The following is a 12,471-nucleotide window of genomic DNA, read 5'->3' as shown; positions in this document are numbered from 1 at the left end:
GCGTGTCCGGTGCGCACATGTCTTTGCATACGTCGGCGATATGGTGTGGTGCTTAGGCTGCAGACATGCGCGTACTGATCGTGGAGGACGAGCCCTACCTGGCCGAAGCCGTCCGTGACGGGCTGCGGCTGGAGGCGATCGCCGCCGACATCGCCGCCGACGGCGACTCCGCCCTGGAACTGCTCAACGTCAACTCCTACGACCTCGCGGTCCTCGACCGCGACATCCCCGGCCCCTCCGGTGACGAGGTCGCCCGGCGCATCGTCGCCTCCGGCAGCGGCATCCCGATCCTCATGCTCACCGCTGCCGACCGGATCGACGACAAGGCTTCGGGGTTCGAGCTCGGCGCGGACGACTACCTCACCAAACCGTTCGAGCTGCGGGAGCTCGTCCTGCGGTTGAGGGCGCTCGACCGCAGACGCGCGTACGCCCGGCCCCCGGTCCGCGAGATCGCGGGCCTGCGGGTCGACCCCTTCCGCCGGGAGGTCTTCCGTGACGGACGCTACGTCGCGCTCACCCGCAAGCAATTCGCCGTGTTGAACGTCCTCGTCACCGCCGAGGGCGGGGTCGTCAGCGCCGAAGAGCTGCTGGAACGGGCCTGGGACGAGAACGCCGACCCCCTCACCAACGCCGTGCGCATCACGGTCTCCGCACTGCGCAAGCGACTCGGCGAACCATGGATCATCGCCACGGTGCCGGGTGTCGGCTACCGCATCGACTCCGGCCCGGACGCCACCCGCCCCGGCAGTACGCATGCATAGACGCCCAGGGCTCAGCGCCCGACTGAAACTCACCCTCAGCTACGCCGGATTCCTCTTCGTCGCCGGCACCCTCCTGCTGGTCGTGGTGTGGGTGTCCCTGCTGCGCTACGTACCCGACACCCCCAAGGGCCTTCTCGGGATCGCACCCAACCGCTACCTCCTCGTACGCACCTTCGCCCCCGCCGCGGCCATGGCGATGGTCTTCCTCCTCGTGTTCGGGCTCGTCGGGGGATGGATCCTCGCCGGCCGGATGCTCGCACCACTCACACAGATCACGGATGCGGCACGGAGGGCCGGGAACGGATCGCTGTCCCACCGGATCCGCATGAAGGGCCGCCAGGACGAATTCCGTGACCTCTCCGACGCGTTCGACTGGATGCTCGAGCAACTCGAGTCCCACGTCGCCGAGCAGCAGCGGTTCGCCGCGAACGCCTCCCACGAACTGCGCACCCCGCTGGCGATCTCGCGGACGCTCCTCGATGTCGCCCGCAAGGACCCCACGCGGGACCGGGGCGAACTCATCGAACGTCTGCACGCTGTCAATACGCGGGCGATCGACCTCACCGAGGCCCTCCTGCTGCTCAGCCGCGGCGACCGCGGAAACTTCACGCGCGAGGGCGTCGACCTCTCCCTCATCGCCGAAGAAGCCGCCGAAACGCTGCTTCCCCTCGCCGAACAGCGCCGGATCACGCTCGACGTCACCGGCGAGGCGGCCCGGACCAGCGGCTCCGCGGAGCTTTTGCTGCGGATGGTGACGAACCTCGTCCAGAACGCCATCGTCCACAACCTCTCCGCTGACGGCACCGTGACGGTCCACACCGAGGCACACGGCGACACGAGCGTGCTGCGAGTCGAGAACACGGGCCGTCGGCTCCCACCGGAACTGGTACCTACCCTCACCGAGCCCTTCCAGCGCGGAACGGAACGCGTACGCACCGACGAGCACGCTGGTGTCGGCCTCGGCCTGGCCATCGTGCACAGCATCGTCCGCGCCCACGACGGGACCCTCGCCCTCGTCCCCCGCCCCGTCGGCGGTCTCCTCGTCACGGTCCGGCTACCCGGCACACCGTAGGCATCCTCCCCGAGCGGGGCCACCAGGCCGTGTTTCAGGGATCCTGGGCGGCCGTCCAATTGGTCACCGCATCGCCCGTCAACCGCCCACGTCGCCGACCACTGACGCGGGGGCGTGGGCGGAGCAGGTAGGGCAGGCGGCCGGTCAGCGGCGGGTGCCGCTCCCGACGTGGTAGCCGAGTTCGAGGTAGCGGGTGCGGGTGCTCCAGGAGCCGAGGTCGGGCGTGTTGACCAGGACGTCGTGCCAGGGCTGGGCGCCGGGAGCGGGCGCCTCGCCGGAAACCGCCGGCTTGCCGGGAGCCGTCTTACCGGTGGGGTCCCTCTCGTCGTGTGCGGGCAGCGGACGGCCGGGGCGCCCGGCCCAGAGCCGCACTCCCGACCGGGCCTCGGACTCGCGGACCGGCTCCCACCCACCCACCGAGAACATGCCGGCGAGCTGGTGCATGGCGATGAAGCTGGCCAAGCCCTCCTCGGGATCCGTGTGGTCCGGGCGCTCGGTGAGGGCGTGCCACAGGATGTACATGTTCGGTAGCCGCACCTCGGGCTGGAAGCGGTATACGAGCCGCTCCAGCCTGATCGAGCCGATGCGCGGCAGCTGTACGCGGGTGAGCGGGACGACCTCGCGCTCGCCGCCGGTCCAGGTCAGCCTCTCGTTGCGGCCCATGTAACCGGGCTCGCTGAAGACCGTGACGTGGAGCCATTCCCTGCGATCAGGCCGGCGGTTGTACAGCAGGCCCGCGCCGGCGACGGCACCGCCCACGGAGGCCAGGCCCGCCAGGAGGATTCTGGTCTTGCGGTTCATCGGAACGCGACACCTCGCTTCTGACGGGAAGGGCGCCTCCATCATGCGCCACCGACGGCCCGTTGCTCTACCGTCAGGCCAAGTGGCGAAAGGGACCTCCCATGGACCCCGGATCCCACCGCCCGCGTCGCTGCCCGGCCCAACTCCCCAACGGGTACCGTTGGTTCGATGTGCCGTTGACTGATGCGCAGTGGGCGCGTTGAGGTGGCCCCAGGCGTCGGGGTGCACGAAGACCGGCTGGTCGGGACGCGGTTGAACATGCCCCCGACCCCCTTGCCGGTGGCGCAGACGCTGTGGTTCCGGGAAGGGGTCGTAGAGATCGACGAGGCCGGCGGTGTCGTGTGTGCGGCAGATGATCCGGGAGCGCGCTCGCGAAACCGGGCCGGACGGCCCTGAAGGCCCGGCTCGATCATCCGGCCGGCACTGCGGCAGCTGAATTCGGTTGCGGCGGGACCGGTGAGCCCGGTGAGGTGATTCCATGGACGGTGCCACGGAGCAGGAGCAACGGGCGGCGGCAGGAAGAGTCCATGGGGTCACGCGGCAACCGGCTCCCTGGCACAGGTCAGCGGTGCTCGTAGCCCTGATGCTGGCCGCCTTCACCTTCAACACGGCGGAGAGCCTGCCGATCGGGCTGCTGGAACTGATCTCCGAGAGCCTCCGGGTGTCAGTGCCGGCGGCCGGTCTCCTGGTCACGGGTTACGGCGTGACGGTGGCCCTCGCCTCTCTGCCGCTCGCCCACGCCACGCGGGCCATGCCCCGACGCCATGTGCTCACGGGACTACTGGCGGCGCTGGTCCTGTCCAGCGTGGTTGCGGCGCTGGCCACCTCCTACTGGCTGCTGCTCGTGGCGCGGCTGCTGACCGCGTCGGCCCAGGCGTTGTTCTGGGCCGTGACGGGGCCGGCCGCGGTCGGCCTGTTCGCGCCCCAGGTCCGCGGGCGTGTGGTGGGAGCACTGTCCGTCGCCGGTTCGCTCGCCCTCGTACTCGGTGTTCCTGCCGGGACCTGGCTGGGCCGGTGGAGCGACTGGCAGGTACCCATCGCCATGCCGGCGGCTCTGGGGCTCATCTCCCTCGTGACGGTCGCCGTACTGCTGCCGACCTCGGCTCCGGAAGAAGAACCCGCCGCCTATGCACCCATGCCCGACGCCCGCCGATTCGGGATCGTGCTGGCAGCGGGAACCCTCTCCGCCACCGGGGCGTTCGCGGGATACACCTACGTCGTGAAGTTCCTGGACAACGTCAGCGGGTTCTCCGCGAGCGCGGTCAGCGTCCTGTTCGTGGTGTTCGGTGTTGCCTGTCTGACCGGGGTGAGCATCACCGGGGCGTTGCTGGACCGCTTCCCGCAGTCCGCGCTGCCCACGGCCCTAGCCACGCAGGCGGTGGGCATGCTCGGCCTGTACGCGGTCGGCACTCATCCGGTGGCGGCGGTGATGTTCCTGGTCCTGATGGGCGGTGCGCTCGGGCCGGTGTTCATGGTCACCCAGAACGAGATGCTGCACTGCGCGCCGGGACGCACGGACATCGCCCTCGCGGCCAACTCCGGCGCCTACAACGCCGGCATCGCGGCCGGCGCCGCAATCGGAGCACTGGTCCTCTCGCTCGCCGACGTGCGGGGCCCCTTCCTCGCCGGCGGGCTGCTGACCGCCGGCGCCTGCGCCGTAGCACTCGCCGGTCGTGAGGCAGCGGGTGGTACCAGCCGCTCCGGTACGGCCTCAGGGTAGAGGCCGACCGGTGCTTGCGGCCATCGGAGAGGTTCGTTCCCGCGCGCTGCCGGCGTCGGCGCCACGGGCGCTCGAGGATGTGTACCCGCACGGCCGCCGACTGCGGGGCCACCGGCCTGCACAGTCCGTGTGAGGCGGTGGCCGGGGGGACTCGCCCCGGGATGGGCGCCCCACGCTCACCTGGGGCCGGTAACGGTGGCAGTAGCTACGTGCGCGGGACGGTGATGGTGCACAGTCGCTTGGTGGCCCGGGTGAGGGCGACGTACAGGTCACGCTCGCCGCCGGGGCGGGCGGCGGTGATCCCGTCCGGGTCGACCACTACGGCGGCGTCGAACTCCAGGCCGCGCGCCTGTGAGGCCGGCACGAGCCGGGCATGCTGCTCGATCCCCGCAGCCGCGAGCTGCTCCGTCATGGCATCGGCGCAGATCACCCCGACCAACTCGCCCGGGTAGGCGACGCCTTGCTCCCGCAGCTCCCGCACGAGGGTGGTGATGACGGATTCAGGGGCCGCGGCAAGGGTGCGCGGCACCTCTCCGCGCCGGATCGATCGGATCGGTGGGCGGCCTGGGGCGATCCGGGCGAGCAAGTCCGCTGTGGCGGCGAGGATCTCCTGCGTGGTCCGGTAGCTGACGGTCAGGGTGCGCAGGTCGAAGCGCTGTCCGAGGTGCGGGCCGAGTGCTTCCTTCCAGTCCCGGGCCACCGTCGCCGGGCCTGCCTGGGCGAAATCTCCGACCAGTGTCATCGACCTGCCCGGGCAACGGCGCACGATCATCCGCCACTGCATGACGGTGAGCTCTTGTGCCTCGTCCACGACGATGTGCCCGAACACGTGCTCAGGCGGGCCGTCGACCAGGCTCGCCGCCTCGTCGAGAAGCGGCACATCGGCGTCCGTCCAGGGCGCACCGGGCGTTCGCCACAGCAGGGCCCGCTGGTCGTCGGTGAACTGCCGCAGGTACGCGGCCAGCGCGTCGGCGTCCGTCAGCAGGGCGCGGACCACGTCGCCGGGCGTGAGCCGCGGCCACAGGTCCTCCACGGCCCTGTCGAGCAAGGCATCGTCCAGGAGGTCGGCGCGCACGGTGTCGGCGTCGAATTCGTCGGCACCCGTCGCGGGCGCGTCGTCAAGGCCGAGGCGGCGCAGGTCCGCTGCCGCGGCCCGGTCGAGATCGAGGCCGGTCAATTGCGCGACCTGAGCGTCGATCCGGTCAAGCGCCTCGGCGCTACTGCGGGCAAGCTCGCGGATGAGGGCGTCGACCAGCAGCTCCTTGAACAGCCGACGCGCCCGGTTGTGCGCGAGACCACTGGTGTGTGCCGACTCCCGCGCTTGTGCGACATCCGCGTCCCGCAGACGAATCCACTCCTGCCCGACCCGGACATCGAAGTCGCCGCCCGGGGCCTGCCGTGAGCGGACCACAGCGGCCAGCGCGTCGGCCAGTGCGGCACTCCCCTTCAGGCGGGCCACTTCGAAGGGGTCCGCGGCACCCGGTACGACGCCGGCCAGTTCCTCGCACGTCGCCAGGACGACGTCGTTCTCCCCGAGCGAGGGCAGCACGTGGCAGATGTAGTCGAGGAACCGCGCGTTCGGCCCCAGTACGAGCACGCCGCGCTCGGCTGCCTTCGGGAACGCGTACAGCACATACGCGGCGCGGTGCAGTGCCACCACCGTCTTTCCGGTGCCCGGACCACCCTGCACCACCGTCACCCCGCGGTGCGGGGACCGGACGATCGCGTCCTGCTCGACCTGAAGCGTGGCAACCGCCGCACCCATCCGTCCCGTGCGCCTCTCCTGGAGCGCCGCCGCCAACGGGCCGTCGCCGACCACGTCCTGTCCGGTGGGTGCGGAGCCGTCGAGCAGCTCATCGCTCACCCCCACCACCGTGCGGCCCGCCAGGCGCAGATGGCGGCGCCGCCGCAGGCGCATGGGGTGAACCGGTGTCGCCTCGTAGAAGGGCCGCGCGGCCTCGGCCCGCCAGTCCACCAGCACGGGCAGCTCGTCCGCATCCCTTTGCAGCCCCAGCCGCCCGATCCGCAGGGCGGTCCCGTCCGCCAGGTCGATCCGACCGAAGACCAAGCCGTCTTCGGCCCCCTGCAGCCGTCGAACCTCCCGCGCCAGCCGCCCGGCCGCCACCTCCCTCTCGTACGCCTCGCCCGCGCCGTCGGCCGGCGTCGCGAGTACGCGCGCCAGCTGCTCCCGCGCGCCGGCCAGGCGCTCGTCGAACAGCTCGCCGATGACGGAAACCTGAAGTCGCTCACGCTCCACCTCACGCGCGGCGACATCCCTGATCTGAGACAAGAAAGGGCCCTCTCGGCTCAACCCACCACTATTTCGAGGCGCCACTATGCAGACGGATTCCGGGAAAGTAAATATTGACCGAACCAGGTGGAATGTGGCCTGCCAGGAGAGAGCCCGGCTCGCACGGCCCGTGGCGAGGAGTTCCCCGCCGCATTCAGCGGCGGGGCCGAAGTCGCTGGGTCACCCTCGCAATGCCCGCCCACGCCGGTCGTTACGTTACGGGCGACAAGCCGCACCCCAGACATGAAGATCACGGTCTGAGGTCGGAGTATTAACCGACCTGCAGGGCGGAGCCGCGTGTCGCGGAGTTTCGGCGTCGCGCCGGTGTGCCGTGGCGGTGCTGTGGTCCGCGCTGACGGACGGAACGAGTGCCCGAGGGCGGCCAGTCGGACGGCGAGGGAGTCGGCCTGTTCAGGCGTGAGCGGGGAGAGGCCGAAACCACGGGGCGGAAGGCGGTAGAAGGTGGCGTCGACCTCGCCTGCTCGTTCCAGCATGCCGAAGACGGGGGCTTCGGCGAACGCCTCCGCCCCCCGCTCTCGCACTCTTTCCGCCCAGGTCAGCTGCATGACGTGCGGGCCGGGCCGAGAGCGCAGAAAGTCTCCGGCTCGGGCGAGGAAGTCGTCGACGTCTTCAAGGAACCACGGACCTGGAGGCAACTCTGCCCAGCGCACTGATTCTCATGGCGACGTCGCGTGTCGTCAGCTCGTTCCCAGGGCGGCGCTGAGCATAGCGATGGCCTGGGCGACGGCCGCGCGCGTGGCGTGGGTGTCGCTGAGCGGGTTGAGCATCATGAAGTCGTGCGTGATCCCGTCGTAGCGCACGGTCGTCACGTCGTTGCCCGCGGCGCGGAGCTTGGCCGCGTAGGCCTCGCCCTCGTCGCGCAGGACATCGGCCTCGTCCACGATGACGAAGGCCGGCGGCAGTCCGGCGAGCTGGTCGAGGTCGGCCTTCAGGGGAGAGGCGGTGATCTCGTCACGCTGAGCCCGGTCCGGCACGTAGGCGTCCCAGAACCACTCCATGGCCTTGGCCGTGAGGAAGTAGCCGGTGGCGAAGTCGGAGTACGACTGGGTGTTCATGTCGGCACTGGTCACCGGGTAGTACATGGACTGCTGGACGAAGCGAACGTCGCCGCGCTCCTTGGCCATCAGTGCCAGTGCGGCAGTCATGTTGCCGCCGACCGAATCGCCCGCGACCGCCATGCGGTCCGGGTCGAGACCGTGCTGGGCGCCTTCGCGCATGACCCACTGCGCGGTGGCGTAGCCCTGCTCGATCGCCACCGGGTAGTGAGCCTCGGGCGAGCGGTCGTACTCGACGAACACGACAGCTGCTCGTACTCCGTTCGCCAGCTCTCGTACGAGGCGGTCGTGGGTGTCGGCGTTGCCGAGGATCCAGCCTCCGCCGTGCATGTAGAGAACGACGGGAAGCGGTGAATCCGTGTTCTCGGGACGTACGATGCGGACCCGGGCGTCGCCGACCTCGGCCGAAACGGTGATCCACTCCGAGTCGACGGGAAGCTTCTCGATCGGCTCCGCCTGGATGTCGTCGAGCACCTTGCGGGCCTTCTCCGGACCGATCTCGTACAGGAACGGCGGTCGCGAGGTGGCGTCGGCGATCTGCTGCGAGGCGGGTTCCAGAACGAGGGTGCCGCCGGACTGGACGACCATGACGATCTCCTTGCGATCTCGGGACTGCTGCCGAGCAGGAAGACCTCGAGGAGGCGTCCCGGTCGGCACCGGTACGCCTGTGCCTCGGACGGCTTCGGACGAACAGCCGGGCAGCGAAAAGCGCGATGTCACAACAGCGTCTCCCGGCCCGTTGATGATCGCATCCGTCAGGTCCCTGCAGCGGTCCACACGGCACGCTCCGTGCCCTCGTCAGTGGGCGGACAGCCGCTGATATCGCGTGCAGACGGAGCGCCGGCTGCAAGGCGTCCGGCTGCGGTCAGCCCTCGACGTCGATCACAATCTTTCCTTCAGCGGTGCCGTTCTCGACGGCGGCGTGGGCGTCGGCGATGGTGGCCAGGGTGAAGTGCCGCGGGTCGAGCCGGGGCTTGAGGGCTCCGGTGTCGGCGAGGGTGGCGGCCTCCCGCATGATCTGTCCGTGGTGTTCGCGTCCGCGGCCGGTGAGCATGGGCAGCAGGGTGAAGATGCCGGAGTAGGTGGCCCCCCGGAAGGACAGGGGGGCGAGACTGTGGCTTCCCCAGCCCAAAGCGCTCACCACATGGCCGGTGTAGGTGCGGACCGCGCTGAAGGACGCGTCGAGTCCGGCACCGCCAAGGGTGTCGAAGACGATGTCGAAACCTTCTCCGCCGGTGTGCTGGGCTACGTACTCCTCCACCGTGGTGGTGGTGTAGTCGATCGGGATCGCTCCCCATTCCTTGACCGCTTCCGTCTTGGCGGGCGACACGGTGGTGAAGACCTGGGCGCCCCGGGCCCGGGCGATCTGGATCGCCACGTGGCCGATGCCGCCGGCCCCGCCGTGGACAAGGACCTTCTGACCCGGGCTGATCCCAGCCCGGTCGACCAGGCCCTCCCACGCGGTGATGAAGACCAGCGGCAGCGCTGCGGCCTGCCGCATGCTGAGGGAGGCGGGCTTTCGGGCCAGCAGGCGGGCGTCGACAGCCGCGTACTCGGCCAGCGAACCCGGCAGATCGCCTACGCCACCGGTCAGGCCGTAGACCTCGTCCCCGGGGGCGAAGCCGGTGTCCTCACCGGCCTGCTCGACGACGCCGGCCAGGTCCAGCCCGAGGATCGCGGGCAGTTCGCGCCGGGCGTGAGCGGCCTTGCCGTCGCGGATCTTCACGTCCAGCGGGTTGACTCCGCTGGCCTTGACCTTGACCAGAACCTGGCCTGGGCCGGCGACGGGCCTGTCGATCTCCTTCAGTACCAGCGGGGTGTTGAATTCTTCCAGAATGAGTGCGCGCACGGTGTGCCTTCCTTGTCTTGCGGACGGCCGGGGCCGGCCCGTCAGTTGGTTTCCCCCGATGTCGGCGGCGCTCCTGCTGCCCGTCAGACGAGGAGTGCAGCAATCGCGGGTACGGCGCCCACGTCGACCCCACCCCTGCATCGTGTGCACGCAGGACAGCGTGCTGCCACCGCGGCGCAGGTCATGCCCACCGCAGGTGCCCGGGTCCGGTCTGCGTCGTCGTCATGGCCGCAGGACGGGGATGCGTGGGAATCCGCCACTGGTGTCCGCCAAGAGGCGGTGCGGGACGGTTGTCAGCGGGCGGGTCACTCCAGGGCCCTCAGGGCGGCCTCCGCAACCGCCATCAGCGACTTCCGGTCGGGCTGGATGGCACCCATGACCCGCAGGCCGTGCATGGTCACGATGAGATACCGGGCCAGGTCCCTGGCGTCTTGCGTGCCCGGCAGCTGCCCGTCCGCCTGGGCCTCCGCGATGACCTGGGACAGTGCGCCCTCCAACGAGGCTGTCGTCGACCGCACGTGGGCGGCTACCTCCTGGTCGCGGGCGACCCGCTCCACGGCAGCGCCGACGATCAGGCAGGCTCGTCGCCCGCCGTCACCGACGATCTCGTCCACCGTGGCGACCAGAACCTCGCGCAGCAGCTCACGGGCCGGCGCACCCCCACGGAGCAGCTCGATCATGGGGACCGCGTACCGCTCCCGGTAGAGGTCCATGGCGGCCAGATACACGCCCTCCTTGCTGCCGAACGCGGCATACAGCGAACCACGGCCCACACCGGTGGCATCGATCAGGTCCTGGACCGACGTGCCGTCGTAGCCCTTGCGGCGGAAGACGTTCATCGCCGCCTCCACAGCCCTCTCGGTGTCGAACTCCCTCACGCGTCCCATGACCGAAGCGTATCAGGAACGATAGGTAAAGATTTCCTGCTTGATCACCAACGTAGCGCCGAAGATTTTTTTGACTCTTCGTTCCATATGGGTTTCACTGGCCGTCGTCCACCTGATCGAGACCGGCAGCACGTCGCTCCAGAGGTGAGCCACCAGTCCGCTCGTACCGAAAGGACCCAGCATGGACAAGCAGGAATCCCGCACGCCCTCCTCGCGGCGTTCACGTGTGGCCGCCGCAGCCGCGGTGGCCGCGCTGCTCGCCGGTGGGGGCGCGGGCGCGGCAGCCTGGGCCGCCCAGTCCGCGTCGGCGGAGCACCACCCGGCGCAGTCCGCTGCCGCGCCCGACGCTGCCGTGGTGCAGCGGCTGGCCGACATCGAGGACATCCGTCAGGTGAAGGCGCGCTACTTCCGCTACCTCGACAGCAAGCAGTGGTCCCAGCTGGCCGCCCTCTTCACCGCCCACCCCACCATCGACGTAGGCGCGAAGTACGGCAGCGGCGAGGAGCTCGCCGAGAGGACGGCAGCGCTGCTGGGTGAGGCCCCCACCGCCCACCAGGGCTTCCTGCCGGAGATCCAGGTGCACGGAGACCGCGCCGAGGCGGTCTGGGCGATGGAGGACTACGTGAGTTTCCCGCGCGGATCGAGCTACAAGAACGGCTTCCACGGCTACGGCGAGTACCGCGACACGTACAAGCGGATCAACGGCCACTGGTACATCGACAGCACTGTCCTGTCCCGGTTCCGGGTGGACACCGTCCCCAACCGGACACCGTCGACCGCGCCGAAGAAGTAGCAACAGACCTCATCCCCAAGAACCCGTCACGATCCTTCGAAGGAGCGACAACATGAGCACCATCGGTGTCGGCATCATCGGCGGCAGCCCGGGCGGCTGGGCCTCCATCAGCCATATCCCCGCCCTGAGAGCAGTGCCGGACCTCGAGTTGCGCGCCGTCAGCACCTCGCGCCAGGAATCCGCGAACGCCGCCAGGAAGGAGTTCGAGGTCGAGGCCGCCTTCGACAACCACGCGGACCTCCTCGCCCACCCCGGGGTCGACATCGTCGTGGTCGCGGTCAAGGTTCCCCGCCACCGGGAGCTGATCTCGGCGGCGATCGACGCCGGCAAGACCGTCTACGCCGAGTGGCCGCTCGCCCTGAACCTGGCCGAAGCCACCGAGCTGACCCGGCGCGCCGAGGCCGCCGGAGTGCGCACCGCCATCGGCCTCCAAGGGCGCTACCACCCCGAACTCCGTTACGCCCGCCGTCTGATCGAGGACGGCCGGATCGGCCGGGTCATCGGCACCACCATGGTCGGCTCCGGCATGGTCTGGGGCCCGGAGACCACCCGGGCACACGCCTACTGGTACGACCGGACCCAGGGCGCCACTCCCCTGACCGGCGCCGCCCTCCACGCCATCGATGCGCTCAACGTCACGCTCGGGGAGTTCGGCCACCTGTCGGCCAACCTCGTGAGGGGCCGCACGCAGGTCACCGTGACCGACGACGGCGACACCGTCATCCCGGTGACCGCGCCGGACCAGATCTCCCTCATCGGCACCCTGGACGACGGCGCCGCGGCTTCGGTCTTCTACCGCGGCGGCACCTCGCGCGGTGACAACTACCGCTGGGAGATCAACGGCACCGACGGCGACCTGGTGCTGACCGCCCCGTGGGGCAACCTCCAGGTCACCGACCTCACCCTCCAGGCCGGCTTCGGCAAGGACACGAGCGTCTGCGAGGTCGAGGTCCCCGCCGCGTACTCCGCCGACATCCCCGCAGGCCTCACCGGCCCGGCCAGGAACGTCGCCGCGCTCTACACACACCTGGGACGCGACGTGCGCGAAGGAACCCGCACGGTCCCCGACTTCGCCTACGCCCTTACACGCCACCAGCTGCTCGACGCCATCGACCGCTCCTCCGCGGAAGGCACCGCCCAGACCCTCACCTGACCGGCCCGAGATCAGCCTCGACCGGTGGCCGCAGCGTGCTGATGGGCCCGTGCGCCGGTCGAGTCGCTC

Annotated in this window: 10 protein-coding genes; 5 read left to right on the top strand and 5 right to left on the bottom strand. The window is 70.0% G+C overall.

All coding sequences use genetic code 11. The annotated features are described in order from the left end of the window. Positions 1 to 65 precede the first annotated feature (65 nt). Both ACGFRF_RS36305 and ACGFRF_RS36300 read left to right on the top strand, forming a co-directional pair. Positions 66 to 761, top strand: a complete 696-nt coding sequence (locus ACGFRF_RS36305; protein ID WP_393747468.1) for a response regulator transcription factor — start codon at positions 66 to 68, stop codon at positions 759 to 761. After that, on the top strand, positions 754 to 1,833 hold the full coding sequence (locus ACGFRF_RS36300) for a sensor histidine kinase (RefSeq protein WP_393747466.1): 1,080 nt from the start codon (positions 754 to 756) through the stop codon (positions 1,831 to 1,833). The genes ACGFRF_RS36305 and ACGFRF_RS36300 overlap by 8 nt, the downstream gene beginning before the upstream one ends. Before the next feature lie 144 nt (positions 1,834 to 1,977). On the opposite strand, the gene ACGFRF_RS36295 is transcribed toward ACGFRF_RS36300, so the two are convergent. Beyond that, positions 1,978 to 2,634 carry a hypothetical protein gene (locus tag ACGFRF_RS36295; RefSeq protein ID WP_393747464.1) on the bottom strand — a complete coding sequence of 219 codons (657 nt, stop codon included), beginning with the start codon at positions 2,632 to 2,634 and terminating at the stop codon, positions 1,978 to 1,980. 583 nt (positions 2,635 to 3,217) lie between these two features. Here ACGFRF_RS36295 and ACGFRF_RS36290 point away from each other — a divergent pair. Further along, positions 3,218 to 4,354, top strand: coding sequence for an MFS transporter (locus tag ACGFRF_RS36290; protein ID WP_393747554.1), 1,137 nt, complete (start codon positions 3,218 to 3,220; stop codon positions 4,352 to 4,354). 205 nt (positions 4,355 to 4,559) lie between these two features. Here the strand turns inward: ACGFRF_RS36290 and ACGFRF_RS36285 are convergent, their stop codons facing one another. From ACGFRF_RS36285 to ACGFRF_RS36270, 4 genes are all read right to left on the bottom strand, one after another. Continuing rightward, a complete protein-coding gene (locus ACGFRF_RS36285) occupies positions 4,560 to 6,644 on the bottom strand; it encodes a HelD family protein (RefSeq protein ID WP_393747462.1) in 2,085 nt (694 codons plus the stop codon). A 698-nt stretch (positions 6,645 to 7,342) separates the two neighbouring features. Next, positions 7,343 to 8,308, bottom strand: coding sequence for an alpha/beta hydrolase (locus ACGFRF_RS36280; RefSeq protein ID WP_393747461.1), 966 nt, complete (start codon positions 8,306 to 8,308; stop codon positions 7,343 to 7,345). Positions 8,309 to 8,585: 277 nt separating this feature from the next. Further along, positions 8,586 to 9,569: a zinc-dependent alcohol dehydrogenase family protein gene (locus tag ACGFRF_RS36275; protein ID WP_393747459.1), complete on the bottom strand. Its 984-nt coding sequence runs from the start codon at positions 9,567 to 9,569 to the stop codon at positions 8,586 to 8,588. 305 nt (positions 9,570 to 9,874) lie between these two features. Further along, positions 9,875 to 10,456 carry a TetR/AcrR family transcriptional regulator gene (locus tag ACGFRF_RS36270; RefSeq protein WP_393747455.1) on the bottom strand — a complete coding sequence of 194 codons (582 nt, stop codon included), beginning with the start codon at positions 10,454 to 10,456 and terminating at the stop codon, positions 9,875 to 9,877. 181 nt (positions 10,457 to 10,637) lie between these two features. Between ACGFRF_RS36270 and ACGFRF_RS36265 the strand changes: the two genes are divergently transcribed. Both ACGFRF_RS36265 and ACGFRF_RS36260 read left to right on the top strand, forming a co-directional pair. Further along, a complete protein-coding gene (locus tag ACGFRF_RS36265; RefSeq protein WP_393747454.1) occupies positions 10,638 to 11,249 on the top strand; it encodes a nuclear transport factor 2 family protein in 612 nt (203 codons plus the stop codon). A gap of 52 nt (positions 11,250 to 11,301) precedes the next feature. Further along, the gene (locus ACGFRF_RS36260; protein ID WP_393747452.1) at positions 11,302 to 12,402 is read left to right on the top strand and encodes a Gfo/Idh/MocA family protein; all 1,101 of its coding nucleotides are present in this window, start codon (positions 11,302 to 11,304) and stop codon (positions 12,400 to 12,402) included. Positions 12,403 to 12,471: the final 69 nt, after the last annotated feature.

The sequence above is a fragment of the Streptomyces sp. NPDC048521 genome, assembly GCF_043199855.1.
Taxonomy (GTDB): Bacteria; Actinomycetota; Actinomycetes; order Streptomycetales; family Streptomycetaceae; genus Streptomyces.
This window is presented reverse-complemented; position numbering and strand designations above follow the sequence as displayed.

Bases quoted from the DNA above. Each gene is read 5' to 3' on its own strand.
- ACGFRF_RS36265 (WP_393747454.1), top strand. From the start codon at position 10,638: ATGGACAAGCAGGAATCCCGCACGCCCTCCTCGCGGCGTTCACGTGTG.
- ACGFRF_RS36305 (WP_393747468.1), top strand. From the start codon at position 66: ATGCGCGTACTGATCGTGGAGGACGAGCCCTACCTGGCCGAAGCCGTC.
- ACGFRF_RS36280 (WP_393747461.1), bottom strand. From the start codon at position 8,308: ATGGTCGTCCAGTCCGGCGGCACCCTCGTTCTGGAACCCGCCTCGCAG.
- ACGFRF_RS36270 (WP_393747455.1), bottom strand. From the start codon at position 10,456: ATGGGACGCGTGAGGGAGTTCGACACCGAGAGGGCTGTGGAGGCGGCG.
- ACGFRF_RS36290 (WP_393747554.1), top strand. From the start codon at position 3,218: ATGCTGGCCGCCTTCACCTTCAACACGGCGGAGAGCCTGCCGATCGGG.
- ACGFRF_RS36295 (WP_393747464.1), bottom strand. From the start codon at position 2,634: ATGAACCGCAAGACCAGAATCCTCCTGGCGGGCCTGGCCTCCGTGGGC.
- ACGFRF_RS36260 (WP_393747452.1), top strand. From the start codon at position 11,302: ATGAGCACCATCGGTGTCGGCATCATCGGCGGCAGCCCGGGCGGCTGG.
- ACGFRF_RS36300 (WP_393747466.1), top strand. From the start codon at position 754: ATGCATAGACGCCCAGGGCTCAGCGCCCGACTGAAACTCACCCTCAGC.